Raw genomic sequence first — 24,288 nt, forward strand, 5'->3', positions numbered from 1 at the left:
AAAAGTTTCACAGGGAATTGTGCTATGTGTTGGACTTGGCGCTGAATCCAATCAGAGGGAACGACCATGCACAAAGACCGGGAATTGACCTTTGCAACGGCCCTTGCCTCTCATCATCAAAATAAGAGCTTTGTGCGGGAAGAGCACGCCCACGAGTATTACCAGGCCTCACTACTGAGTGCCGTCATGCAGGGAGTCTATGACGGGACTGTTTCCATCGGTCAGCTGCTGGAACACGGAGATTTCGGTCTCGGTACCTTCAACGCCCTGGACGGAGAAATGGTGGTGCTGGATGGTGTCGCTTATCGCCTGGATGGGGAAGGCAAAGCGACAATTGCGGATAACGGCGCGCTGACACCATACGCAGCCGTCATTGACTTTGAACCAACGATTTCGCTCGCGTTGGATTCTCCGATTAACAAATCCGGTTTCGAGGAGGGTTTGGATGACATGGCCGATGCAAAGAACCTGTTTTATGCGGTTCGTTTCACCGGATTGATCAAACACATTAGGTATCGAAACGTGTTGAAACAGGAACGGCCATACAAACCTTTGCTGGAAGTGGTCAAAACGCAGGCCGAGTTTGAATTGGAAAACGTGGAGGGAACTATTCTCGGGTTCCGCTGCCCTGACTACGCAGTCGGGATCGGCGTACCGGGTTACCACTTGCATTTCATCTCTGACGACCGGACCACCGGTGGGCACGTACTTGATTACACATTGACCCGGGGAAAGATCGAAATCGATCACACCTCGTCTCTTCATCTGGAACTGCCAGAGACAGAAGATTTCTCTGACGCCAATTTGTCCGCGGGAGCGTCGGCGGATGGTATTCTGAAAGCCGAAAGCAATTAAATTTAGGCCGACTTGAATTTTCACACAGAGCAAAAGAAAACCCCCGCGTCTGCGACGCGGGGGCTGAAACTCAGATATAGCCAAGGCTTATTCTTCGTCTGCGGCCTCTTCGGCGGCAACACGAGCTTTGTCAGCTGCGCCTTTGGCGTCGATGTCGCGGTCAACGAATTCGATGATCGCCATCGGTGCCATATCACCATAGCGGAAGCCTGCTTTTAGGATACGGACATAACCGCCCTGACGCTCGGCGTAACGAGGGCCCAGAACTTCGAACAGCTTGGCGACGTCTTTGTCTTCTTTCAGCTGTGCTGCGGCCTGACGGCGGGCGTGCAGGTCGCCGCGCTTGCCCAGAGTGATCAGTTTTTCAACGATCGGGCGCAGTTCTTTTGCCTTGGGCAGAGTTGTTTTGATTTGCTCATGCTCGATGAGCGAGCCAGCCATGTTTGCAAACAGAGCTTTGCGGTGCTCATGAGTACGGTTCAGGCGGCGATAACCACGTGCGTGACGCATTTTCTAGTTCCTTCTTTCGCGTTTTGCTTTGTCTGGCCGGCGATGCGTGTCACCGGCTCTCCTTGGGGCGGAAGTGCCCATATGGTCCCCGGCAGCCCGGGCATTTGTGAAGACGCGCTTAGAACGCGTCTTCGAATTTTTTGGCCAGATCTTCGATGTTGTCGGGCGGCCAGTCCTCGACATCCATGCCGAGGTGCAGACCCATACCGGACAGCACTTCCTTGATCTCGTTCAGCGACTTGCGGCCGAAGTTCGGAGTGCGCAGCATCTCGGCTTCGGTCTTCTGGATCAGATCGCCGATGTAAACGATGTTGTCGTTCTTCAGGCAGTTTGCCGAACGGACCGACAGTTCCAGCTCGTCCACTTTCTTCAGCAGCAGCGGGTTGAACTCCAGACCATCGTCTTCGTCCTGGCGGCCAGCCGATTCCGGCTCATCGAAGTTGACGAAGATTGACAGCTGATCCTGCAGGATGCGTGCGGCAAATGCCAGCGCATCCTCGGGCGTGATCGAACCGTCGGTGTCGATTTTCAGGGTCAGCTTGTCATAGTCCAGAACCTGACCTTCACGGGTCGGCTGAACGTCATAGGCAACCTTTTTGACCGGCGAGTAGATCGCGTCGATCGGGATCAGGCCGATGGGTGCGTCTTCGGGCTTGTTCTTCTCAGCCGAGACATAGCCCTTGCCGGTGTTGACGGTCAGCTCCATGAACAGGTCTGCGCCATCGTCCAGGTGGCAGATGACGTGATCGCGGTTCAGAACCTCGATGCCAGCGCTTTCGCTGATGTCGCCAGCGGTAACTACTGCGGGGCCTTTGGCATTGATCGACAGGCGCTTGGGGCCTTCGACTTCCATGCGCAGCGACACGCCTTTGAGGTTCAGGATGATGTCGGTGACGTCTTCACGTACACCGGCAACCGAGCTGAACTCGTGCAGGACGTTGTCGATCTGAACGCTGGTGATGGCCGCGCCTTGCAGCGAGCTCATCAGAACACGGCGCAGCGCGTTGCCCAGGGTCAGACCAAAGCCACGTTCCAGCGGTTCTGCAACCAGGGTTGCCTGACGTGCGGGATCATTGCCCGGCTTGCCGTCAAGCTGGGTCGGCTTGATCAATTCTGCCCAATTCTTATGGATCATGTAATCCCTCCATTCCTGTCCGCGCCCCATGACCAACAAGGTGCAGACGCCCGAGGTTCAAAATGACGTGCTGGGGCCGTGCAAAAACACAGCCCCAGCTTAATTCAAAATCGCTTAGACGCGACGACGCTTCGGCGGACGGCAGCCGTTGTGAGCGATCGGGGTCACGTCGCGGATCGACGTGATGTTGAAGCCCACTGCAGCCAGCGCACGCAGAGCCGATTCACGACCCGAACCGGGGCCCTGAACTTCGACTTCCAGCGTCTTGACGCCATGTTCCTGCGCCTTCTTGCCTGCATCTTCTGCAGCCATCTGTGCGGCGTAGGGTGTCGATTTCCGCGATCCTTTGAAGCCCATGGTACCGGCAGACGACCACGAAATGGCGTTGCCCTGTACGTCCGAGATCAGGATCTTGGTGTTGTTGAAGGTCGAGTTCACATGGGCAACGCCCGATGCGATGTTCTTACGCTCTTTGCGCTTAACGCGAGTCTTATCACGTGCCATCGGTCAGACCCTCCCTTATTTCTTCTTACCGGCAATGGCCTTTGCGGGGCCTTTGCGGGTACGAGCATTGGTGTGGGTACGCTGACCGCGAACCGGCAGGTTGCGGCGGTGACGCAGACCGCGATAGCAGCCCAGGTCCATCAGGCGCTTGACGTTCATCTGAACTTCACGACGCAGGTCACCTTCAACGGTGAAGTTCGCATCGATGTGCTCGCGGATGGCCAGAACTTCGGCGTCGGACAGTTCATTGACGCGACGGTGCGCTTCGATGCCTACGGCTTCGCAGATTGCTTTGGCCGAGGTGTTTCCGATACCGGTGATATATGTGAGGGCGATTGGTACCCGCTTTGCAGTCGGGATGTTTACGCCGGCAATACGTGCCACGTGTCACTTTCCTTTTTGTTGCGGTTCCGTAACTCCGGAACCTTTTTTCACAACACTTGACCGTGGCAGTGACGCCAGAGGGTCCAGTATTATTCGAGGTGGTCGGGGCAATTGGGACGAATCCCGCATGCGATCTTGATTCCCTTTAGGGATGGGGGTCGATATGGGCTTTTGGCGGTGCCGTCAAGCCCATATTGATATCAGCCTAGAACCGCCTCGATCGACGCGGTGACTTCCTTGATATCCGCCAGCCCGTTCACCGGACGCAGATCGCCTTTGGCGTAGTAATAGCCTATCAGCGGCGAGGTCTTCTTGTAGTATTCCATCAGGCGCGTACGAAGGCTGTCTTCGTTATCGTCGGCGCGACGGACGAAGTCATTTTCCTTGCCGCAATTGGTGCATTTTCCATCCGCCGGGATCGGCTTGGTGTTGTCGTTATATACCTCACCACACCCGCCGCAGGTTGACCGCGCCGTGATCCGGTCCACCAGCGCGTCATCGTCCACACGCATCTCGATCACCGTATGCAGCGACTGTCCCAGCTTGGTCAGCAAAGCCGACAACGCGTCGGCCTGCGCCAACGTCCGGGGGAAGCCGTCAAAGATGAAACCGGCGCCTTTTTCGGTGGTCAGTTTCTCTTCAATCAGGCCGATCACGATCTCATCGGTGACCAGCTTACCCGCGTCCATTATCGCAGCAACCTTCTGGCCCATCTCCGTGCCCGAGGTTTTCGCCTCGCGCAGCATGTCTCCGGTGCTGAGTTGCACCATACCGCGGGTTTCAACCAGGTGACGCGCCTGCGTTCCTTTGCCTGCCCCCGGGGGGCCGAGAAGAATGATGTTCATCGACGAGCAGCTCCCTTTCTGCCGCGTTTCTTGCCTTTGCCGCGCAGCTGGGACTTTTCAATCAGCCCTTCGTATTGATGCGCCAGCAGGTGGCTCTGGACTTGTTGGATCGTGTCCATGGTCACAGAGACGATAATCAGAACCGAGGTGCCGCCGAAATAGAACGGGATAGCAAACTGGCCCCGCAGGATTTCAGGCAGCAGACAAACGGCCGCCAGATAGGCCGAACCCAGAACCAGCACGCGGTTGACGACGTATTCCAGATACTCGGCGGTCTTCTTGCCGGGACGGATACCCGGCACAAAACCGTTCTGCTTTTTCAGGTTGTCCGCCACATCGTCCGGCTTGAACGAAACGTTGAACGTGTAAAAATAGGCGAAGAACACGATCATCGAAGCGAAGAACAGCAGATAAAGCGGCTGTCCGGGGCCGAAGTTGGCCAGCAGCCACGACATCACCGGGCCATTTGTGGCGCCCGACGAGAAGGTCGAGATCGTTACCGGCAGCAACAGCAGCGAGCTTGCAAAGATCGCAGGGATCACACCCGCCGGGTTCACTTTGACCGGCAGGTGGCTGGAGCCGCCTTCGTAGACTTTCATACCAGCCTGACGGCGCGGGTATTGGATATGGATCTTGCGCAGGGCCCGCTCCATGAACACCACAAAGGTGATCACGGCGATGACCATGATGATCACACCCACGATCACGGCGGGGCTGATCGCACCGCTGCGGCCCGAAGCGAAGAACTGCGCCAGAGCTGCGGGAACCTCGGCGATGATGCCGACGAAGATGATCAGAGAGATACCGTTGCCGATGCCGCGTGCGGTGATCTGCTCGCCCAGCCACATCAAGAACATGGTGCCGCCGACCAAAGTGATCATGGTCGACATACGGAAGAACATGCCCGGATCGGTCGCAAGATCGCCCGATTCCAACGAAACCGCCAGACCATAAGCCTGAACGGTAGCCAGAGCCACGGTACCGAAACGGGTGTATTGGTTGATCTTCTTGCGCCCTTGCTCGCCCTCTTTCTTAAGCTGTTCGAGCGCGGGAACCATCGATGTCAGCAGCTGCACGATGATCGAGGCCGAGATATAGGGCATGATGCCGAGGGCAAAGATACCCATCCGCCCCAGCGCCCCGCCGGTGAACATCGAAACCATGCCGCCGATGCCTTGCCCCGCTTGCTCCATGAACTCGCGCAGTGCTTGCCCGTCGATACCTGGGACCGGAATGAAGGTGCCCAGACGATAGACGATCAACAAACCCAGCGTGAACAGGATGCGGTTGCGCAGATCGGTGGCTTTGCCCAAAGCAGCCCAGCTTGTGTTGGCTGCCATTTGTTCTGCTGCTGATACCATAAATCGGTCTCTCTTATGAAAACACCGCCCGGAACCGTTTTCCGGCTCGGGCGGCGTCTTGGAAAACTCTGAGGTCTATGTAAGCGGGTCTGCGCCCGCTCACAAGCGCTTACTCTGCCGCAGCAGCTTTTGTGACCGTCAGTGAGCCGCCCGCTTTCTCAACCGCTTCAACAGCAGATTTAGAAGCACCGGTGACTTCCAGGTTCACTTTGGCGGTGATTTCACCTTTGGCCAGAACGCGGACACCGTCCAGCTTGCGACGGACCAGACCGGACGCAACCAGCGCGTCCTCGGTGATCGCAGCTTTGGCGTCCAGCTTGCCGGCGTCGACGAATTTCTGGATCAGGCCCAGATTGATAACGGCGAATGCCTTGCGGTTCGGCTTATTGAAGCCACGCTTGGGCAGGCGCTGGTACAGCGGCATCTGGCCGCCTTCGTAGCCATTGATGGCCACACCCGAACGGGATTTCTGGCCTTTGATACCACGGCCACCCATTTTACCTTTGCCAGAACCGGGACCACGGCCAACGCGGGTGCGTTTCGGGCTAGCGCCAGGATTGTCGCGCAATTCGTTCAGTTTCATTTCGCTTCTCCTAAGCCGGATGTGACCCCCGAAGCGTGATGGGCCAAACACGGCATTTCTTGATTTTGATTCTCGTGGATGGAAATCCACCGGAGCGCTCTACAGCGTTGTGCCCTGCGTTGCAAGGTTTGATCCATCACAATTGCCAAAACCAAAAGAGGCGCCAGATTGGCGCCTCTTCAACGGTGAGTGGTTCAGGTGTTACGCGCAATATGCGTGGTCGCGTGCAATATCTGCGATATCACAGCGGCGTACGCCGATATCATCAAGCTCGCGATTGGTCAGACTTTGCAATTCGCGATAGGTGCGGCTGTATTCCGCAGCCCGTGCGCGGTTTTCTTTTACGCGCTCAACAAAGCTCGCAATACGAGCGCTCAGGTTGAAGCCGCCATGTGTCAGTGTAGCTGTATGTGCCATATCTAATTTCCTTTCTGTACCGAGGCGTATTCCCCGGGCGTTTCCATTTGTTCCTTTGTGGACAAAGCTCAGATAGGAGTGTTCGATACCGCTAACAACACGCGTTTTGGTCTAGCGGGTATGCGATGGGGGAATGGCGTCAAATCTGCTTAGATAGTATTCATTTGATTAGGCAAACGGGACGTCACGATGAGAACAATAATCTATAGTTCGATAATAGCCGCCTTTCTGAGCATAGGCTCAGCATTTGCTGAAGAGGGTCGATTTGACATCCTTCTTGACTCGCCGGTGATGATCCAAATGCAAGATACCAGCGATTGGAGAATTAGTTTCGCCGAAAACAGACTCACTTATCGCTGCGTTACTTGCGCGGGAAAGGTGGGAGCAAATCTCACCGTGATTTCGCCCTATGATGTTGGTGGATTTTCTTCTTATGAGGACAGGTACATTCCCGAGCGCAAGATTTTTTGTTCAAACCTAGTTATTCAAGTTGAAGGCCGATGTTACAGCTTCCAGCACATTCGCATGAGGGCTGGCCTCTTGTCAGGATTTCGAGCAGGTCATGTTATTGATGATCGAACCATGACTGAGATCGTTTTGTTTCATAACAATCGATACTTCGGTGATCGATTTGGTCCTGAGTTAATCAAAGCGTCAATATGGTCTGAAGAGAACGTCCCACTTCCAGATGATTTTTCAGAAATTCTAATGTCCCACATGATGCGATTGACAGTTTTCTATTAAATTTCGAGAACACAGGGACCAGTTCCTAGGAAAATGTCCTCAAAATCTTTGAAATTAAAAAACGCCCACGACTATGTCGAGGGCGTTCAAAATTTTTTTCAATGAACTCGCGCTTAGCCGCGCTCTTCGATGATCTCAACCAGATGCGGGATCTTGTTGACCATGCCGCGGACCGAAGGAGTGTCCTCCAGCTCGCGGGTGCGGTTCATCTTGTTCAGGCCCAGGCCGATCAGGGTTGCGCGCTGTTCGGCGGGGCGGCGGATCGGGGAGCCGATCTGCTTGACGACGATGGTTTTTGCCATGGGTCGCTCTCCTTATGCTTCTGCTTCAGCAGCAGCCGGTGCTTCGTCCCGCTTGGGCAGGATGTCAGCAACCTTTTTGCCACGACGTGCGGCAACCGAACGCGGGCTCTGCTCTTTCTGCAGGCCGTTGATGGTGGCGCGGATCATGTTGTACGGGTTCTGCGAGCCCAGCGATTTGGACACAACGTCCTTCACGCCCAGCATTTCGAACACGGCACGCATCGGACCACCGGCGATGATACCAGTACCTTCAGGTGCGGTGCGCATAACCACTTTACCGGCGCCGTGACGGCCTTCGATGTCGTGGTGCAGGGTCCGACCTTCGCGCAGTTGCACGCGGATCATCTGACGCTTGGCTTGTTCGGTTGCCTTGCGGATGGCCTCAGGTACTTCTTTCGCTTTACCTTTGCCAAAGCCGACGCGGCCTTTCTGATCGCCGACAACCACCAGAGCGGCGAAGCCAAAGCGCTTACCACCTTTTACGGTTTTCGACACACGGTTGATTGCGACCAGACGATCTGCAAATTCCGGTGCTTCTTCACGGTCGCGGCCACGGCCCCGACGGTTTTCACGTTCTGCCATTTGGCATCCCTTTTCTCATGTGGCGCATGCGGCGCCGTTTAGTTCAATCCAAGTGAGCCCCGACTGTCGCCGAGGCCCCCGGATCATCGGGGCAGCCGCAAAGCTGCCCGCAAGTCTTAGATCTTCAGACCACCTTCACGCGCAGCGTCGGCCAGAGCCTTCACCTTGCCGTGGAACAGGAAACCGCCACGATCGAAATAAGCCTCTTCGACGCCCGCCTTTTTGGCACGCTCGGCGATGGCCGCGCCCACTTTGGTGGCCGCTTCGACGTTGTTCTTGCCCACAACGCCCAGATCCTTTTCCAGGGTCGAGGCTGCGGCCAGGGTCACGCCACGTACGTCGTCGATCAGCTGAACAGAGATGTTCTTGTTCGAACGGTGTACGGACAGACGCGGACGACCCGCGTTGACCTTGCGAAGTTTGTTCCGAACGCGCAGGCGGCGCTTCAGAAACAGGGTTCTTTTGCTGTTTGCCATTGTCTGCGTCCTTACTTCTTCTTGCCTTCCTTGCGGAAGATGAACTCGCCCTTATAGCGGATGCCCTTGCCTTTGTACGGCTCGGGACGGCGCCATTCGCGGATTTTGGCCGCGACTTCGCCCACCTGCTGCTGGTCGATACCTTCCACAACGATCTCGGTCTGCTTCGGTGCGGTGATGGTGACACCTTCCGGAGCAGTGAAATCAACATCGTGGCTGTAGCCTAGGTTCAGCTTCAGGGTATTGCCCTGCATCTGAGCCCGGTAACCAACACCCTGGATCTCCAGCTCTTTTTTGAAGCCGTTTGTTACGCCTTCAACAAGATTGGCGACCATGGTGCGGCTCATGCCCCACTGCTGACGCGCACGCTTGGACATGCCACGGGGATCGATCTTGACCACGTTGTCTTCAACCGACAACGTAACGTCGTCGGTGGCGGTGAAGCTACGGGTGCCTTTCGGACCTTTCACTTCGATGGTCTGACCCGACACAGAGGCGGTAACGCCGCTGGGCAGCTCGACCGGTTTTTTACCAATACGAGACATTGCAGACCTCCTTAGAAGACGGTGCAGAGCACTTCGCCGCCAACATTGTTGGAGCGAGCGTTTGCATCCGACATCACACCTTTCGGAGTGCTGACAATCGACACACCCAGACCCTGACGGACCTGCGGGATGTCATTGACGCCCATGTATACGCGACGACCGGGCTTCGAGACCCGCTTCAGTTCGCGAATAACAGGGGTGCCTTCGTAGTATTTCAGGCTGATTTCGATGGCCGGATGACCGTTTTCACCGGTCGTCGCTTCGTAGCCACGGATGTAACCTTCGTCCGCCAGCACGTCCAGAACCCAACCGCGCAGCTTGGAAGCCGGGGTGGAAACGGTGGACTTGCCGCGCATTTGCGCGTTGCGGATACGGGTGAGCATATCGCCGATAGGATCATTCATATCTATGTCTCCCTTACCAGCTCGATTTCACCATGCCGGGGATCTGACCAGCAGAACCCAGCTCGCGCAGCGCGATACGGCTGACCTTCAGCTTACGGTAGTAAGCGTGGGGACGACCGGTCAGCTGACAACGGTTGTGCAGACGGGTAGCCGAGCTGTTGCGCGGCAGTTTCGCCAGTTTCAGACGCGCTTTGAAACGCTCTTCCATCGGCTTGCTCTCGTCATTCGCGATTTCTTTCAGCTCGGCACGCTTTGCGGCATATTTGGCCACCAGGCGTTCGCGCTTCTTCTCGCGTTCGATCATTGCTTTTTTAGCCATGTCTCAATCCTCCCGGCGCTTACGCGTTGAACGGCATGTTGAATGCTTTCAACAATGCCTTTGCTTCAGCGTCGGTTTTCGCTGTGGTGGCAATTACGATATCCAGGCCCCAGACCTCGTCGACCTTGTCGAAGTCGATTTCCGGGAACACGATGTGCTCTTTCATGCCCATGGCAAAGTTGCCACGACCATCGAAAGACGGCTTCACACCGCGGAAGTCACGAACGCGAGGCATCGCGATGGTGATCAGACGATCCAGGAATTCGTACATCCGGTCGCCGCGCAGGGTCACTTTCGCACCCAGCGGCATGTCTTCACGGACGCGGAAACCCGCGATCGACTTCTTCGCCTTGGTTGCAACGGCCTTCTGGCCAGCAATCGCAGTCAGATCTTCGACAGCAGCTTTCGCTTTTTTCGAGTCTTTGACGGCCTCAGCACCACAACCGATGTTCAGAACGATTTTTTCCAGCTTGGGCAGCTGCATGTCGTTCTTGTAGCCGAACTCTTCTTTCAGAGCGGCACGGATGGTTTCGGCGTACTGAGCTTTCAGACGCGGGGTGTAGGTTGCGTTATCAAGCATCGATCACGTCCCCTGTGGTCTTGGCGAAGCGCACCTTCTTGTCGCCTTCCATGCGGAAGCCAACGCGGGTTGCTTTGCCGTTTTTGTCCAGCAGTGCCAGGTTCGACAGCTCGATCGAGTTTGCCTGAGGCAGGCGACCACCTTGCGAGGTTTGCGACTGACGGGTGTGGCGGATGGCGATGTTGATGCCATCGACAACAGCTTTACCGGCTTTAGGGTCAACCGAGGTGATAGTTCCCTCTTTGCCCTTGTCCTTGCCGGCCAGCACGACGACCTTGTCGCCTTTGCGGAGTTTAGCAGCCATGATTACAGCACCTCCGGAGCCAGCGAGATGATTTTCATGAAGTTCTTGCCGCGCAGTTCACGAACAACGGGGCCAAAGATACGGGTACCTACGGGCTCGTTGTTGTTGTTCAGGATGACGGCGGCGTTGCGATCGAAACGGATCGCGGTGCCGTCTTCGCGACGGACTTCCTTGGCGGTGCGTACGACGACGGCCTTCCGGACGTCACCTTTCTTTACGCGGCCGCGCGGGATGGCTTCCTTCACCGAGACGACAATAATGTCGCCTACGGAGGCGTATTTACGCTTGGAACCACCCAGGACCTTGATGCACTGAACTCGGCGTGCGCCGGAGTTGTCAGCGACATCCAGATTGGTCTGCATCTGGATCATGTGGTTTCTCCCGACCTGTGGGGGCTGGTCTCGTTAGATCCCCCAGGGTTTCGACAAATGAAAAGTCCTGGGGGCTTACGCCTCCAGAACCTCCCAACGTTTCGTCTTCGATTTCGGTGCGCATTCGATGATGCGTACGGTGTCACCGACCTTGAAGGCGTTCTTTTCATCGTGAGCCCGGTATTTCTTGGACTTACGGATGGTTTTCTTCAGAACCGGATGCGTAAAGCGGCGCTCGACGGATACAGTTACGGTCTGTTCGTTGGCGTCGCTGGTCACGGTGCCTTGCAGGATACGCTTGGGCATCTGATTACTCCTCGGATGCCGCAGCAGCGGCCTTTTCGTTCAGAATGGTTTTGACACGGGCAGCGTTGCGGCGGGCCGCTTTGATGCCGGCTGTGTTTTCCAGCTGACCGGTTGCCTGTTGAAAGCGCAGGTTAAAGCTTTCTTTCTTCAGGTTGGCCAGTTCCTCGCGGAGCTGGTCCGGGGTCTTGTCACGCAGTTCTTGGGCGTTCATCGCCTTTTCCTTTGCTCAAAACACCAGAAGGCCCCCTTACAGGGTCACCTTTGACCTGGTGGATGAATGATAGACATACGAATCGCCCGACAACGCCGGGAGATCGCAGGATGCCGCCGTATAAGGGTTTGGGGGGTGGGTGGCAAGGGAAAGTTTCAAACCGTGTTCGGGCAGATGAAACTACCTGTTTCCAAATTACCACCGCCCTCTGAAACCGGGCAGCAGATCACTACTGCGACCTTTCTGGATCCCGACAAACGCGGCCAAGTGCTCAGGCACCCTTCTCCTGCATTTTCCGAACCATTTTCAGGCGCGCGCGTCGCGGCAGCAACGGCATGACCCAACCCAGCACAAACGCGAGCGACTTATCGTTGATCACCGTGAGCTTGCCATCGATCATGGCGTCATAGCCGACTTTGGCCACGGCCTCAGCGGTCGCCCCTTTTTGGGCAACAAGCTTCGTGCCCTCAAGATTTGCCGCAGCAGCAAATTCGGTCACGACATAGCCCGGCTCCAGCGCCGTCACAGTGACGCCCTTACCTTTCAGCTCCTCCGCGAGCGCCTGACTGAAACTCGAAACATAGGCCTTGGTGGCAAAATAGGTCGCCTGCAATGGACCCGGCATATGCGCCGCAGTCGAACTGACATTCAGTATCTTTCCGCCACCGCCACTGATCATATCCGTGCCGAACAGATGGCACAAAGATACAAGGGCTTCGACGTTCAGCCGGATCATATCCAGATCGTCCGAAAGGCGGCGATCCAAAAAAGCCCCATGCCCTCCGAATCCAGCATTGTTGATCAGGTAATCGACCGTCAGGTCTTTGCACTTGACGGCCTCATAAAGTTTTCCCGCGCCTCCAACAGCACCCAGATCAAGCGGAATCGCAGTGACAGTAACATCGTGGGCTGCCTCAAGCTCTGATCTGAGGGCATCTAACGCATCTCCGCGTCGCGCACTGATGATCAGATTACCGCCTCGCGACGCATGATAACGTGCCAATTCCCGGCCAATTCCGGATGATGCGCCTGTGACGAGAGCTGTTTTGGTCATAGTATCCTCCGACGAAGTAACTGGAGCGCTTTCACCTTGACGCTTTAAGACGCTTCACTCCCATTTATAGTTGAAGCTTACAGAGATCCGCTCGTCTTCGGCCATGTTCATCGGCACCTCGTGGCGCAGCCAGCTTTCCCACAGCAGGACGTCGCCCACCTGCGGCCTCATATAGATGAAAGGCTGCAATTCCCGACGCCCGCCTTTCAGCCTCGTCGGGGCGGCCATCATACGGCCCGAACGTGGGTCTTCCAGTTTCAGTGCACTGGCCCCTTCCGGCATGGACACATAGGTCGTGCCCGAAATGACACTGTGAGGGTGCAGGTGACTGGCATGCATTCCGCCCTCGGGCAGGATATTGATCCACAGATCCTCAAGCTTCAACGCGCGGTCGTCCAGATCAAACTCCAAATCCTTGGCAAAAGCAGCGACGTGCTGATCCAGCACTTTGACAAGATCGGCAAATATCGGAAATCGCCAAGGCAAATCGGTCAGCGAAGCATAACTGGTGTAGCCGGGATATGCGTTCGCTTCACACCAGTCCTGCCCGGCCTCATCATCTTCTGCAATGACGAAGCATGAACTTTCCAATTCCTCCGCGTCGATCCTGGGATCGAATTCGGACAAGTTTGCGCGATAGAGACGGGTGACGAAGAGTGATTCAATCTGTGCCATGGGCCGGGCATACCCCAGCCCTCTCAGCAAGACCAGCCGCTTAGGTCTTGATGGGCCCTTTGCCACAGCGCGGTATCGGGCGACCTCCGTCGGCATAAGCGAGGCACAGCACGATCTCATCCGGTTTCGGCGCATCTGGGATATTCAGCGTCATAGTGTCGAAATGATCGAACGACCACGGATTGTCCTTGTGCCCCAGCGGAAGATCAATCGCGCAACCCGGCGCGCCCAGCTTGGCGTTGGACGGTATCACCGCCTCACCTCCGCCCACCGCAGCGCGCATGGGCGCACCGAGTTTGGGGTGGATCACCGCCCCGCCCTGCTCAAGATCGCCGTTCATGCCGACAATCGCGGCTTTGCCGTACGAAACCGGCGGCCCATCAAGCTGAGAAACTGCCTCAGCGGCGAGTTCCGAACCCAGAATGGCGCCGATCTCGAACAACTCTGAAAGATCGTCCGAGAAGTGCCCGGCCAGAGGGTTCTGCATCACCGCCAGCGCTGCAACCCGACTGATCGGATCACAAGGCTGGCCCAACTGGTCGGTGGTTATGACTTCCTTAATGAGCATCTTTTTGCGCAGCTGAACCATAGGGCCCTCCCATTCCTGCAAGTTAGCCTAGAGGCGGGGTGGCTGGAGGTCGACGTTTTTCAGGACCCACGAAATCACGGGCTGCCGAGCCAAAAGAAAACCCCCGCCGGTTTCCCGACGAGGGTAAATCTTGTGACGAGCGAGGCCATAGCCCCAATCGCTTACCAGTCTTCGCGGACCACAACGCGGGTCTTGATCGGCAGCTTCATCGCGGCCAGGCGCAGGGCCTCGCGGGCGATGTCGTCATTGACGCCATCGATCTCGAACATCACACGACCGGGCTTTACTTTCGCTGCCCAGAAGTCAACGGAGCCTTTACCTTTACCCATACGGACTTCGGTTGGCTTCGAGGTCACGGGGGTATCCGGGAAGATCCGGATCCAGACGCGGCCTTGACGTTTCATGTGACGGGTCATGGCACGACGTGCAGCTTCGATCTGACGCGCGGTGACGCGCTCGGGCTGCAGTGCTTTTAGACCGTAGGTGCCAAAGTTCAGATCGGAACCGCCTTTGGCGAGCCCCTTGATCCGGCCTTTGTGCATCTTGCGGAATTTAGTACGCTTTGGTTGAAGCATATCTTTCCCTCCTTAGCGACGACCGCCACCAGCACCACGAGGTGCAGGGCCGTCCTGGAGTTCCTGTGCTTTACGGTCACGTGCCTGCGGATCGTGCTCCATGATCTCACCTTTGAAGATCCAGACCTTGATCCCGATGATCCCATAAGGAGTCATCGCTTCGGCATGTGCGTAATCGATGTCGGCGCGCAGGGTGTGCAGAGGCACGCGGCCTTCGCGGTACCACTCGGTCCGTGCGATTTCGGCGCCGCCCAGACGACCAGCGACGTTCACCCGGATACCCAGAGCACCCATGCGCATGGCATTCTGAACCGACCGCTTCATCGCGCGGCGGAACGAGACGCGGCGCTCCAGCTGCTGAGCGATGGACTCGGCAACCAGCTGCGCGTCAAGCTCGGGCTTGCGCACTTCGACGATGTTCAGGTGCAGTTCGCTGTCGGTCATTCGAGCAAGCTTTTTGCGCAGAACTTCGATGTCTGCACCTTTCTTGCCGATGATGACACCGGGACGTGCAGTGTGGATCGTAACGCGGCACTTCTTGTGCGGACGTTCGATGATCACACGGGCAACACCGGCCTGCTTGCACTCTTTGTTGATGAACTCACGGATCTTGAGGTCTTCCAGCAGAAGATCACCGTAGTCCTTGGTGTCGGCGTACCAGCGGCTGTCCCAGGTGCGGTTGACCTGAAGGCGCATGCCGATCGGATTGACTTTATGTCCCATTAGGCTTGCTCCTCAACTTGACGCACCTTGATGGTGATCTCCGAGAACGGCTTCATGATCTTGCCGAAACGGCCACGGGCACGCGGACGACCACGCTTCATGACCAGGTTCTTGCCAACCCAGGCTTCGGCGACGATCAGTTCGTCGACATCCAGGTTGTGGTTGTTCTCGGCGTTGGCGATTGCAGACTGCAGGCACTTCTTGACGTCCTGCGCGACACGCTTGTTCGAGAAAGTCAGGTCAGTCAGAGCCTTCTCAACTTTCTTGCCGCGGATCATCTGCGCAACCAGGTTCAGTTTCTGCGGGCTAGTACGGAGCATGCGCGTTTTCGCCATTGCTTCGTTTTCAGCCACGCGGCGGGGGTTCTTTTCCTTGCCCATGACTTACTTCCGCTTCGCTTTTTTGTCAGCGGCGTGACCGTAATAGGTACGAGTCGGCGAGTATTCACCGAACTTCTGACCGATCATGTCTTCCGAGACGTTGACGGGGATATGCTTATGGCCGTTGTACACACCAAAGGTCAGACCCACGAACTGGGGCAGAATGGTGGAACGACGTGACCAAATCTTGATGACTTCGTTGCGGCCCGACTCGCGCGCTGCTTCGGCTTTTTTCAGCACGTAAGCATCGACGAAAGGACCCTTCCAAACAGAGCGAGACATAGATTAACGTCCCTTCTTCTTGGCGTGCCGCGAGCGGATGATCAGCTTCTGGGACGCTTTGTTCTTGTTGCGGGTACGCTTACCCTTGGTGTCCTTACCCCACGGAGTAACCGGCGTACGGCCACCCGAGGTACGACCTTCACCACCACCGTGCGGGTGGTCGATCGGGTTCATTGCAACACCACGAACCGACGGACGAACGCCCTTGTGGCGCATACGACCGGCTTTACCGAGGTTTTGGTTGCTGTTGTCGGGGTTGGACACGGCACCAACGGTGGCCATGCATTCCTGACGGACCATGCGCAGCTCGCCCGAGCTCAGACGGATCTGAGCGTAGCCGCCATCGCGACCAACGAACTGAGCGTAAGTACCGGCCGCACGTGCGATCTGACCGCCTTTACCAGGCTTCATCTCGATGTTGTGGACGATGGTACCGATGGGCATGCCCGAGAAGGGCATTGCGTTGCCCGGCTTGATGTCGGCCTTGGCGGATGCCACGACTTTGTCACCAACAGCCAGACGCTGCGGAGCCAGGATATACGCCTGCTCGCCGTCTTCGTATTTTACCAGTGCGATGAATGCGGTCCGGTTCGGGTCATATTCGATCCGCTCGACGGTTGCCGCGACATCAAATTTGTTCCGTTTGAAGTCAACGATCCGGTAGAGACGCTTTGCGCCACCGCCGCGGCGGCGTGAAGTGATCCGTCCGGTGTTGTTCCGGCCGCCCGATTTGGTCAAACCCTCTGTGAGAGACTTGACCGGACGTCCTTTCCAAAGCTCCGAACGGTCGATCAGCACCAGCCCGCGCTGGCCCGGCGTCGTCGGCTTGTACGACTTGAGTGCCATGCTTTCTGTCTTCCGTTTAGCAAGTGCAGGGATTTCCCCGCTATGTGATAGGTCCCCGTAGGTGCCAAGGGTATAGGGCCCCGAAGGTCCCCGGTTACAAATATCAGAGGCCCCGGAACGAATCCGAGGCCGCAAGATTGGGAGCGTGTAGCAGTGTTGGGGATGGGTGTCTATAGGGTGCGGCCCAAGATTCTTATGGAGACCAAAGAAAAAGTCACCGCAACATTTGCCCCAGGTTTCAATTTCGCAAGTCGCGCGGTCAGTGGGTATTACTTATTCGGCCGGAAGAACTCAGGTAACTTGCCACTCACTGATACAATGCGCGAACCTCGGCGAAGGACAACAGGCGGCGGTGTTTTTCGTCCCACAGGTGCAACCGCGCGTTGGCAAGGCTCTCACGAATGGTCATCCTGTTGCTGTTTGCCAACTCGTCGTGATCGCGCAGCACTTCGGTCAGGCGGTAGAACGGAATGCGGCTGTACAGATGGTGCACGTGGTGGATGCCGATATTGGCACTGAACCACTGTAGCACCGGCGGCAGAATATAATGCGAGCTTCCGTGCAGGGCCGCCTCGTGCAACTGCCAATCCTTGTCCGATTCCCAATGCGTTTCTTCGAATTGGTGCTGAACATAAAACAGCCATACTCCTGCAGTTGCCGCAATCAGGGTTGAGGGCAGAAAAATCAGTAGGACCGGCATCAAGCCGCCATAGTAGTAGACAGCAAAAAGGGCGGTCAGAATAGCTATATTTGTACCCATCGCGCTGACCCAGAACCGAGCGCTACCAGTTAAACCCAAGGGCAGACGGTTTTGGAGCAGGAACAAATAGCCGGGACCAAGTACGAACAGTGTGACCGGATTGCGGTAAACGCGATACCAGAACCGGTTCATGGGAGACTTGGATTGGTACTCAGCCACTGTCAGCGTGTGGATATCCCCCATTCCCCGCTTGTCCAAGTTACCCGAACTGTTGTGATGGTAAGAATGAGTGCGGCGCCAGACATCATAGGGTGTTAGGGTCAGCACCCCGATCACCCGTCCAACCCAGTCGCTGACTGTCCGGTTCTTGAAGAACGCCCCGTGCCCGCAATCGTGTTGGATCGCAAACAGGCGCAGCAGGAAGGCCGCATTCAAGACCGCAATGGCAAATGCCAGCCAGTAGCTGATGGATAATGCCATCCAGGACAGCGCCCAAAGCACAAAGAATGGGATAATGCTGACACCCAGCTCAAAGGAACTGCGCCATTGATTAGGTTCGCGGTATTTGGCAAGCGTCGAAACCCAATCCCGCGCGGCAGTTCTATCCGGGTTTTCCCGGGTCGAGAGAGAGGTTTCGGTCATGCGCCTGCCATGTCTTTTGTTTGTTGGAAGCCGGATAGACTACCCGCGCGACATAGCAAGCGAATTGTGCAAATTATGAGAGTTTAGCGCTCAAATTTTTGTGTCGCCGCGTAAGAACAACCCCCATGAGCACGCCACTTACCTCTCCCCAAAGACGCGTCCAATCACGGACCGCCGGATATATCGATGTGTGGTCTCTCTTCCAGGGTTGCACGTGCTTCTGAAGCGTTTCTGATGAGTCAACGCAACTCTTACCCCAACGACCGCCTTCTGCAGAGCGGCTCAGACTCTACCGCGATACGTTGCTTGAGTTTGATATGACCCAAAACCTCGCGAAATGCGCGGTGCTTGGGTTTGCCTTCCAGATAATCCGCCAGTTTGAGCAGGTTGATCGGGTGCTTCGTAATTAACGTCTCGATCCGCTGCACCGCTTCGTCCAGCACGTAGTGATCCACATACTGGCAGGCCACCTGTGTAGGCGTCAGGAGACAGTAATCCTGCGAGCGTTTCTCAGTATAGCGCGTGATGTCGAAGGGCGACGCACCGAGGGCGTGGAACTTGGGGATGTGCACACGCATCTCGGCCTCGACGTGTTCCAACACCGTACCCGAGGTCTGGCGAAACCCCAGCGGACCAAGCTTATCGACCACATGATTGCGCATCGCCGGAGAGATCATGTCCACATCCGCCCGGTCGTATTTCAGATCGTCGAAAACCGACAAAAGCCCCAGCTTTTCATCGGCGATCTGAAAATAGGGCTCGGCGCTGAAAGCCCGCATCTTCTCCAACACCTGCGCACGCGCAGTTTCAGGGTCTGAAACGAAATCGGCCCCGGCGGGTTGAACCGCCGGGGCCGTGAATAGTCGCAGTAAGCGTCGGATCAAAGACCGGTGCTCACGTCGATTGTGTTACCCTCTTCCAGGGTAACATATGCTTTTTTGACGTCTTTCCGACGGCCCAGCTGGCCGCGGAACCGCTTGACCTTGCCTTTGGTCACGGTGGTGTTCACCGCTTTGACCTTCACACCAAACAGCGCCTCAACGGCCTCTTTGATCTGCGGCTTGTTGCTGTCAATCGCCACTTCAAAGACAACCGCGCCGTTTTCGGACGCCATGGTCGACTTCTCGGTGATGATCGGCTTGCGGATCACGTCGTAGTGTTCTGCCTTCGCGCTCATTTCAGACGAGCCTCCAGTGCTTCGACAGCCGCTTTGGTGAGCACCAGGGTGTCACGCTTGAGGATGTCATAGACGTTTGCGCCCATCGACGGCAGGATATCCAGGCCTTCGATGTTCTTGGACGCTTTCAGGAACCCTTCGTTCACGGTCGCACCGTCGATGACCAGAGCACGTTTCCAGCCCAGGTTTGCAACCTGTTTGGCCAGAGCGGCGGTCTTGCCTTCGGCTTCGGCACTCTCAATCACAACCAGCTCACCTGCCTTGGCTTTTGCCGACAGAGCGTGGCGCAGGCCAAGCTTGCGGAACTTCTTAGGCAGGTCGTGGCCGTGCGAACGCACGACGGGGCCTTTGTAGATGCCACCACCACGGAAGATCGGCGCGTTACGGTCACCATGGCGTGCGCCACCGGTGCCCTTCTGGCGATAGATCTTCTTGGTCGAGTAGCTGGTTTCCGAGCGGGTCTTGACCTTGTGGGTGCCAGCTTGCGCGTTGTTGCGCTGCCAACGGACCACACGGTGCAGGATGTCCGCGCGCGGCTCGAGGCCGAACAGGTCTGCATCCAGCTCGATGTTGCCGGCCTTGCCGCCGTCCAGTTTGATTACATCAAGTTTCATGCTTCACCACCTTCCGCGGGAGCTTCTTCCGCAGGTGCTTCGGTTGCAGCCGATTTCACAGCAGCCGGGAAAGGCAGGCCTTCCGGTGCTTTCTTCTTGACGGCGTCCTTGACGGTGACCCAGCCCGATTTCGGTCCGGGAACGGCGCCTTTGATGAAGACCAGATTCCGGTCGGCGTCGGTTTTGACAACTTCCAGGTTCTGGGTGGTAACACGGGCAGCACCCATGTGACCGGCCATCTTCTTGCCTTTGAACACCTTGCCCGGGTCCTGACACTGACCTGTCGAACCGTGCGAACGGTGGCTGATCGAAACACCGTGCGAGGCGCGCAGACCACCAAAGTTCCAACGCTTCATTGCACCGGCAAAGCCTTTACCGATCGAGGTGCCTGAAACGTCAACTTTCTGACCTTCCAGGAAGTGTTCTGCCGAAATCTCGGCGCCCACATCGATCAGGCCATCTTCGGAGACGCGGAACTCGGCCAGCTTACGCTTGGGCTCGACCTTGGCAGCGGCATAGTGACCGCGCATGGCCTTCGAGGTGCGTTTTGCTTTGGCAGCACCGGCGCCCAGCTGAACGGCAGTGTAGCCGTCTTTGTCAGCGGTGCGCTGTGCAACAACCTGCAGGTTGTCCAGGTGAAGAACGGTCACAGGGATCTGCTTGCCGTCTTCCATGAACAGGCGGGTCATGCCAACTTTTTTTGCGATAATACCAGAGCGCATAATCTATACCCTCCGATCTTACGACTGCAGCTTGATCTCGACATCCACACCAGCAGCGAGGTCGAGCTTCATCAGCGCGTCAACGGTCTGGGGGGTCGGATCAACGATGTCCAAGAGACGCTTGTGCGTGCGGATCTCGAACTGGTCGCGGGATTTCTTGTCAACGTGAGGGCCACGGAGAACCGTGAACTTCTCAATCTTGTTCGGCAGTGGGATCGGGCCGCGCACGTTCGCGCCGGTCCGCTTGGCAGTGTTGACGATCTCTTGCGTGCTGGCATCCAGAACGCGATAGTCAAATGCCTTCAGCCGAATACGGATGTTTTGGCTTTGCATAGATACAGCCTTTTATCAGGCGTTGAGGTTGAGAGGAGGACAGACGCGCATCGCCAACCCTCATCGAACCCAAAAGGCGGGAATCACCCCGCCTTGATGTTCTTATTGAGAACTCGCGCGTATTAGTGGGGTTGATGGGGTTTGGCAAGGGGGAGATTACATGTCGACCCCGATTTCGGGACACGCAGTCAGAAACGGAAGCTATTTTTCAACTCGAGCACTAAAGACAACCGGAAATTGCGCTTCTTCTAGGTTCAAGTGACCAGCTATCAACCACCCCTTCCCAGAGATGTCGACCTCAAATGTGTGCATTAATCGGGCCGCCAAAATGAAAAAGTCAGCTAACTCTTCTTTGGCTTGCTCGAACTCTTGCTCGGTCAAAGTCTTGTAAGAGGCATGCAAAAAGTTACCGCTTTTGTTGTAAAAGTCCTCTGCTTTTATTCGGCTAAGGTGATCTTCTTCAACTGAAACGAATTGGCCTTCGATACCTGTCTCTTTACTTGGCACCACCCTAATGGCTTCCGGGAAAAACCTTGGGTTGATCTTTTCCAAAAGCTTCATTTTTTGAGTGGCACTATAGTTCTTCTGCAAATTCTTAGAAATTGCTTCGCCAACATCCCGATGAGCCGAAACAGACAACAACATCAATTCTTCGATGATCATTCTGAGGTCAAGGTGAGCTTGCCGTAAGGAAACTAGACCAGCACTGCATAAAGGAGTTTTCGCAAGTTGTGTCGAGTAAGCTTCCAACGACAGCATATGGGCCTTAATCAAAATTAGATGCTCAACTGCGTCACGAACTTCAAACTCTTGTGTCATTTCTCAAAATTCTTTGAGTTTGCGAGTATTTTCAATCTTTCTCAACCAATTCTCGACAAAAAAGACCGCCCCATTGTTTGGAGCGGCCTTCATTGTCTCAGCGATGTGCCGGGCTGAAGCCCGGCCTAGCGATTACTTAATGAATTTCTACACACTTTTAGGGCACGTTTCGAGATCATAGAACTCAAACAAAAAGGGCGTCCCGAAGGACGCCCTTTCCGATTGATCATTCGCTTACGCGACTTACTCGACGATTTTCGACACAACACCGGCGCCGACAGTGCGACCGCCTTCGCGGATCGCGAAGCGCAGACCGTCTTCCATCGCGATCGGCGCGATCAGCTCAACGGTGAAGCCAAAGCTGTCGCCGGATAAAACCAATTCGGTGACGTCTCAGTTCCCAAAACCCACAGGCTAGTTCCTAACAAGCCACGGGGCTTCAACCTTCATGCCTTGATAGACCGCGTGCATGAAAAGGTGTGCAAGCACAGGGTCATTTGAAAATGGCGAGAATTGCAGATTTCCCTCTCTGACATCGCCTTCCGCTTCATAGACCACCTCGTCGCCTTTAATCGTTACACGCACTTCAAGCTCCGCCAGTGTTTCCGGATCGACGGCAGTAGGATCGTCCGACAAAATCACAAAGTCCGCGACTTTTCCAACTTCGATAGACCCCTTCTCGTCTTCTTCAAAATGCTGCCAGGCGGGCCAGATTGTCATGGCTTTCAAGGCGGTCATAACGTCGACTCTTTGATGGGGGCCCAAAATGTCACCAGACCGTGTGCGGCGGGTTACCGTCGCGGCGAGAACACGCATGCTGTTCGGAAAGGCGACCGGCGCATCGTGATGCGTGCCGAACATCATGCCACGCTCGTGCAGCCATCCTGTAGGCGAAATATTTTCCGCATTTATCGGCCCGACAGTATGATCCCGGTGCCAATCGCCCCAATAGAACGTATGCATCGGAAAGAGCGACGGAAACACACCAAGGCGCTTAAGGCTTGCGACCTGATCCTCTCGAAGGAACTGACCGTGAATCAGAACGGGGCGGTTGCCGGGATCGCCATACTTGATCTGTGCCTCTTCTAGTGCAGCAATCAGCATGTCAGATGCCCCTTCACCGTTGGAATGCACGAGGATTTGGAAATCGTTGTCGTAACACCAATTCACCGCGTCCTGGAGTTGCTCAATCGTGATGGCTGCGTATCCTGCGTAGCCGGCAGCATAGTTCCCAACCGGATCATAATAGGGCCGATCCCTTAAAGCGGTGAAACCTTGCGGCGAGCCATCAATTGTAAGTTTACAGCCCCCGACCCGAACCCTATTTTCGTAGCTTTTCGAAGTGTTCTCACCAATAAACTCTTTCGACTCAAGAACATCCGGGAAGGCTACTACATCGATTGGAAGAGCTTCTTCCGCAGCGACTTTCCCGAGAACCTCGACAATCTGACCTGATGATCGGCCTTCCTGCCCGGTCGTATATCCAAACTTTGCCCAAAGGTCGGTTCCAGCTCGGGCAAATGCTGCCAGACCCTCTTCACCCAGATTTCCCAGCAAGGGAACGAGAACAGAAAAGAACGCGTACTCCTCCAGAACACCGTTTGGCTCTCCGGCCTCATCGCGTTGGATCACCCCGCCCGGAGGTGCTTCGGAAGCCGCCGTTATACCAGCCAATTCCAAAGCTTTCGAGTTTGCGACACCTATATGCCCAGACTGATGAATAATGACGACCGGCAAGTCCTCAGACACAATGTCCAGCTCTTGTCGTGTTGGGTGACGGAGTTCCTTTAACTGAGCATTGTCGTAACCAAAGCCGATGATCATTTTGACCTGCTCAACGGCTTGCGCATTCTCCTCGGCCCAGTCAGTCAGCGTGGATTGCAGACTGGCGATATCAATGACATCCCCGTCCGGTGGCGCAAGAAGGTTAGCGGACAGGGCCTGCAAGCCGCCCATGACGACATGTCCGTGGCTATCAACGAAACCCGGAAGCATCGCGCGCCCTTCCAGATCATAAGTTTCGGTTTCCTCACCCTGATGCGCCGACAAGTCAGATAGCGACCCAACCGCAAGAATGCGCCCGTCTTTGACTGCGACAGCTTCGGCGGACGGAGCCGTATCGTTCATCGTTACAATTGGCCCGCCCAAATAGATCCGATCCGCAATCTGTTGTGAGGACGCAGAGGTAGATGAGAAAGCAACCGCTGCGACAAGACAAACTGAACGCGCCCAAAAGTGCATCTTATGACCTCTTTCTAATTGCAATGTCTCAATACGAAAGAAGTTAGCATTACTGTTGGCTTAGGCAAAAACGAAAAAGGGCGCCCCGAGGGACGCCCTTTCTTTGTATATTCGCTTACGCGAATTACTCGATGATTTTCGAGACGACGCCGGCGCCGACGGTGCGGCCGCCTTCGCG

Annotated in this window: 37 protein-coding genes and 1 pseudogene; 2 read left to right on the plus strand and 36 right to left on the minus strand. The window is 56.0% G+C overall.

Annotated features, from left to right (window positions below; translation table 11 throughout):
- Positions 1 to 66 precede the first annotated feature (66 nt).
- The gene (gene budA / locus AC2TEM_RS20970; RefSeq protein WP_170424553.1) at positions 67 to 855 is read left to right on the plus strand and encodes an acetolactate decarboxylase; all 789 of its coding nucleotides are present in this window, start codon (positions 67 to 69) and stop codon (positions 853 to 855) included.
- Between the two features lie 87 nt (positions 856 to 942).
- Here the strand turns inward: budA and rplQ are convergent, their stop codons facing one another.
- From rplQ to AC2TEM_RS21010, 8 genes are all read right to left on the minus strand, one after another.
- Positions 943 to 1,365 (minus strand): 50S ribosomal protein L17, encoded by a 423-nt coding sequence (gene rplQ, locus AC2TEM_RS20975; protein ID WP_170392888.1) that lies wholly within the window; start codon positions 1,363 to 1,365, stop codon positions 943 to 945.
- A 118-nt stretch (positions 1,366 to 1,483) separates the two neighbouring features.
- Complete coding sequence (locus AC2TEM_RS20980; RefSeq protein ID WP_010437127.1) at positions 1,484 to 2,500, minus strand: DNA-directed RNA polymerase subunit alpha; 1,017 nt, start codon at positions 2,498 to 2,500, stop codon at positions 1,484 to 1,486.
- 114 nt (positions 2,501 to 2,614) lie between these two features.
- Complete coding sequence (gene rpsK, locus AC2TEM_RS20985) at positions 2,615 to 3,004, minus strand: 30S ribosomal protein S11 (protein WP_008757289.1); 390 nt, start codon at positions 3,002 to 3,004, stop codon at positions 2,615 to 2,617.
- A gap of 15 nt (positions 3,005 to 3,019) precedes the next feature.
- Positions 3,020 to 3,388 (minus strand): 30S ribosomal protein S13, encoded by a 369-nt coding sequence (rpsM, locus tag AC2TEM_RS20990; RefSeq protein ID WP_008757392.1) that lies wholly within the window; start codon positions 3,386 to 3,388, stop codon positions 3,020 to 3,022.
- A 200-nt stretch (positions 3,389 to 3,588) separates the two neighbouring features.
- Positions 3,589 to 4,233: an adenylate kinase gene (locus AC2TEM_RS20995; protein ID WP_170424551.1), complete on the minus strand. Its 645-nt coding sequence runs from the start codon at positions 4,231 to 4,233 to the stop codon at positions 3,589 to 3,591.
- Positions 4,230 to 5,594 (minus strand): preprotein translocase subunit SecY, encoded by a 1,365-nt coding sequence (gene secY / locus AC2TEM_RS21000; RefSeq protein ID WP_170392890.1) that lies wholly within the window; start codon positions 5,592 to 5,594, stop codon positions 4,230 to 4,232. Before secY ends, AC2TEM_RS20995 begins: the two co-directional genes overlap by 4 nt.
- A gap of 109 nt (positions 5,595 to 5,703) precedes the next feature.
- Positions 5,704 to 6,177 carry a 50S ribosomal protein L15 gene (rplO, locus tag AC2TEM_RS21005; protein WP_170424549.1) on the minus strand — a complete coding sequence of 158 codons (474 nt, stop codon included), beginning with the start codon at positions 6,175 to 6,177 and terminating at the stop codon, positions 5,704 to 5,706.
- 201 nt (positions 6,178 to 6,378) lie between these two features.
- The gene (locus tag AC2TEM_RS21010; RefSeq protein ID WP_170424547.1) at positions 6,379 to 6,594 is read right to left on the minus strand and encodes a DUF1127 domain-containing protein; all 216 of its coding nucleotides are present in this window, start codon (positions 6,592 to 6,594) and stop codon (positions 6,379 to 6,381) included.
- A gap of 189 nt (positions 6,595 to 6,783) precedes the next feature.
- On the opposite strand from AC2TEM_RS21010, the gene AC2TEM_RS21015 reads away from it, so the two are divergent.
- Positions 6,784 to 7,338 (plus strand): hypothetical protein, encoded by a 555-nt coding sequence (locus AC2TEM_RS21015; RefSeq protein WP_170424545.1) that lies wholly within the window; start codon positions 6,784 to 6,786, stop codon positions 7,336 to 7,338.
- 113 nt (positions 7,339 to 7,451) lie between these two features.
- On the opposite strand, the gene rpmD is transcribed toward AC2TEM_RS21015, so the two are convergent.
- The 28 genes and pseudogenes from rpmD to AC2TEM_RS21155 all read right to left on the minus strand — a co-directional run bounded on the left by rpmD (position 7,452) and on the right by AC2TEM_RS21155 (position 23,996).
- Complete coding sequence (gene rpmD / locus AC2TEM_RS21020; RefSeq protein ID WP_039538297.1) at positions 7,452 to 7,640, minus strand: 50S ribosomal protein L30; 189 nt, start codon at positions 7,638 to 7,640, stop codon at positions 7,452 to 7,454.
- A 12-nt stretch (positions 7,641 to 7,652) separates the two neighbouring features.
- Positions 7,653 to 8,222, minus strand: coding sequence for a 30S ribosomal protein S5 (rpsE, locus tag AC2TEM_RS21025; protein WP_155148691.1), 570 nt, complete (start codon positions 8,220 to 8,222; stop codon positions 7,653 to 7,655).
- Positions 8,223 to 8,338: 116 nt separating this feature from the next.
- A complete protein-coding gene (rplR, locus tag AC2TEM_RS21030) occupies positions 8,339 to 8,698 on the minus strand; it encodes a 50S ribosomal protein L18 (RefSeq protein WP_170392895.1) in 360 nt (119 codons plus the stop codon).
- An 11-nt stretch (positions 8,699 to 8,709) separates the two neighbouring features.
- Entirely contained in the window at positions 8,710 to 9,243 is a 534-nt protein-coding gene (gene rplF / locus AC2TEM_RS21035) for a 50S ribosomal protein L6 (protein ID WP_170392896.1), read from the minus strand.
- Positions 9,244 to 9,254: 11 nt separating this feature from the next.
- Complete coding sequence (rpsH, locus tag AC2TEM_RS21040; protein ID WP_010437099.1) at positions 9,255 to 9,647, minus strand: 30S ribosomal protein S8; 393 nt, start codon at positions 9,645 to 9,647, stop codon at positions 9,255 to 9,257.
- Between the two features lie 13 nt (positions 9,648 to 9,660).
- The gene (gene rpsN / locus AC2TEM_RS21045; protein WP_010437098.1) at positions 9,661 to 9,966 is read right to left on the minus strand and encodes a 30S ribosomal protein S14; all 306 of its coding nucleotides are present in this window, start codon (positions 9,964 to 9,966) and stop codon (positions 9,661 to 9,663) included.
- A gap of 19 nt (positions 9,967 to 9,985) precedes the next feature.
- The gene (gene rplE / locus AC2TEM_RS21050; RefSeq protein ID WP_170392897.1) at positions 9,986 to 10,546 is read right to left on the minus strand and encodes a 50S ribosomal protein L5; all 561 of its coding nucleotides are present in this window, start codon (positions 10,544 to 10,546) and stop codon (positions 9,986 to 9,988) included.
- Positions 10,539 to 10,850 carry a 50S ribosomal protein L24 gene (gene rplX / locus AC2TEM_RS21055; RefSeq protein ID WP_480856396.1) on the minus strand — a complete coding sequence of 104 codons (312 nt, stop codon included), beginning with the start codon at positions 10,848 to 10,850 and terminating at the stop codon, positions 10,539 to 10,541. Before rplX ends, rplE begins: the two co-directional genes overlap by 8 nt.
- 2 nt (positions 10,851 to 10,852) lie before the next feature.
- Positions 10,853 to 11,221, minus strand: coding sequence for a 50S ribosomal protein L14 (gene rplN, locus AC2TEM_RS21060; RefSeq protein WP_008757934.1), 369 nt, complete (start codon positions 11,219 to 11,221; stop codon positions 10,853 to 10,855).
- A gap of 75 nt (positions 11,222 to 11,296) precedes the next feature.
- On the minus strand, positions 11,297 to 11,527 hold the full coding sequence (gene rpsQ / locus AC2TEM_RS21065; protein ID WP_068340771.1) for a 30S ribosomal protein S17: 231 nt from the start codon (positions 11,525 to 11,527) through the stop codon (positions 11,297 to 11,299).
- 4 nt (positions 11,528 to 11,531) lie between these two features.
- Positions 11,532 to 11,738 carry a 50S ribosomal protein L29 gene (rpmC, locus tag AC2TEM_RS21070; protein ID WP_010437082.1) on the minus strand — a complete coding sequence of 69 codons (207 nt, stop codon included), beginning with the start codon at positions 11,736 to 11,738 and terminating at the stop codon, positions 11,532 to 11,534.
- Positions 11,739 to 12,009: 271 nt separating this feature from the next.
- A complete protein-coding gene (locus AC2TEM_RS21075; RefSeq protein WP_170424543.1) occupies positions 12,010 to 12,792 on the minus strand; it encodes an SDR family NAD(P)-dependent oxidoreductase in 783 nt (260 codons plus the stop codon).
- A 54-nt stretch (positions 12,793 to 12,846) separates the two neighbouring features.
- Entirely contained in the window at positions 12,847 to 13,467 is a 621-nt protein-coding gene (locus tag AC2TEM_RS21080; protein ID WP_170424541.1) for a 2OG-Fe(II) oxygenase family protein, read from the minus strand.
- Positions 13,468 to 13,507: 40 nt separating this feature from the next.
- Complete coding sequence (locus AC2TEM_RS21085) at positions 13,508 to 14,056, minus strand: amino acid synthesis family protein (RefSeq protein ID WP_170424539.1); 549 nt, start codon at positions 14,054 to 14,056, stop codon at positions 13,508 to 13,510.
- Between the two features lie 161 nt (positions 14,057 to 14,217).
- The gene (gene rplP, locus AC2TEM_RS21090) at positions 14,218 to 14,631 is read right to left on the minus strand and encodes a 50S ribosomal protein L16 (protein ID WP_039538270.1); all 414 of its coding nucleotides are present in this window, start codon (positions 14,629 to 14,631) and stop codon (positions 14,218 to 14,220) included.
- A 12-nt stretch (positions 14,632 to 14,643) separates the two neighbouring features.
- Complete coding sequence (gene rpsC / locus AC2TEM_RS21095) at positions 14,644 to 15,354, minus strand: 30S ribosomal protein S3 (RefSeq protein WP_008758042.1); 711 nt, start codon at positions 15,352 to 15,354, stop codon at positions 14,644 to 14,646.
- Entirely contained in the window at positions 15,354 to 15,734 is a 381-nt protein-coding gene (gene rplV, locus AC2TEM_RS21100) for a 50S ribosomal protein L22 (RefSeq protein ID WP_039538267.1), read from the minus strand. The genes rpsC and rplV overlap by 1 nt, the downstream gene beginning before the upstream one ends.
- 3 nt (positions 15,735 to 15,737) lie before the next feature.
- Positions 15,738 to 16,016, minus strand: coding sequence for a 30S ribosomal protein S19 (gene rpsS, locus AC2TEM_RS21105; RefSeq protein ID WP_010437056.1), 279 nt, complete (start codon positions 16,014 to 16,016; stop codon positions 15,738 to 15,740).
- Between the two features lie 3 nt (positions 16,017 to 16,019).
- Positions 16,020 to 16,862 carry a 50S ribosomal protein L2 gene (gene rplB / locus AC2TEM_RS21110; protein WP_008757664.1) on the minus strand — a complete coding sequence of 281 codons (843 nt, stop codon included), beginning with the start codon at positions 16,860 to 16,862 and terminating at the stop codon, positions 16,020 to 16,022.
- Positions 16,863 to 17,169: 307 nt separating this feature from the next.
- Positions 17,170 to 18,204 (minus strand): fatty acid desaturase, encoded by a 1,035-nt coding sequence (locus AC2TEM_RS21115; RefSeq protein ID WP_170424537.1) that lies wholly within the window; start codon positions 18,202 to 18,204, stop codon positions 17,170 to 17,172.
- Between the two features lie 251 nt (positions 18,205 to 18,455).
- Positions 18,456 to 19,088, minus strand: a complete 633-nt coding sequence (locus AC2TEM_RS21120) for a hypothetical protein (protein ID WP_170424535.1) — start codon at positions 19,086 to 19,088, stop codon at positions 18,456 to 18,458.
- Positions 19,085 to 19,381: a 50S ribosomal protein L23 gene (locus tag AC2TEM_RS21125; protein ID WP_008757532.1), complete on the minus strand. Its 297-nt coding sequence runs from the start codon at positions 19,379 to 19,381 to the stop codon at positions 19,085 to 19,087. Before AC2TEM_RS21125 ends, AC2TEM_RS21120 begins: the two co-directional genes overlap by 4 nt.
- Positions 19,378 to 19,995 (minus strand): 50S ribosomal protein L4, encoded by a 618-nt coding sequence (gene rplD, locus AC2TEM_RS21130; protein ID WP_170508772.1) that lies wholly within the window; start codon positions 19,993 to 19,995, stop codon positions 19,378 to 19,380. The genes AC2TEM_RS21125 and rplD overlap by 4 nt, the downstream gene beginning before the upstream one ends.
- Positions 19,992 to 20,717 (minus strand): 50S ribosomal protein L3, encoded by a 726-nt coding sequence (gene rplC / locus AC2TEM_RS21135; protein ID WP_008758167.1) that lies wholly within the window; start codon positions 20,715 to 20,717, stop codon positions 19,992 to 19,994. Before rplC ends, rplD begins: the two co-directional genes overlap by 4 nt.
- 18 nt (positions 20,718 to 20,735) lie before the next feature.
- The gene (gene rpsJ / locus AC2TEM_RS21140; RefSeq protein ID WP_008756422.1) at positions 20,736 to 21,050 is read right to left on the minus strand and encodes a 30S ribosomal protein S10; all 315 of its coding nucleotides are present in this window, start codon (positions 21,048 to 21,050) and stop codon (positions 20,736 to 20,738) included.
- Positions 21,051 to 21,251: 201 nt separating this feature from the next.
- The gene (locus AC2TEM_RS21145; protein WP_170424533.1) at positions 21,252 to 21,869 is read right to left on the minus strand and encodes a hypothetical protein; all 618 of its coding nucleotides are present in this window, start codon (positions 21,867 to 21,869) and stop codon (positions 21,252 to 21,254) included.
- A gap of 243 nt (positions 21,870 to 22,112) precedes the next feature.
- Positions 22,113 to 22,256: pseudogene (locus tag AC2TEM_RS21150) on the minus strand (EF-Tu C-terminal domain-related protein); the annotation flags it as partial.
- A 27-nt stretch (positions 22,257 to 22,283) separates the two neighbouring features.
- A complete protein-coding gene (locus AC2TEM_RS21155; protein WP_480856397.1) occupies positions 22,284 to 23,996 on the minus strand; it encodes an amidohydrolase in 1,713 nt (570 codons plus the stop codon).
- Positions 23,997 to 24,288 lie beyond the last annotated feature (292 nt).

Source organism: Ruegeria sp. HKCCD3925, assembly GCF_057221175.1.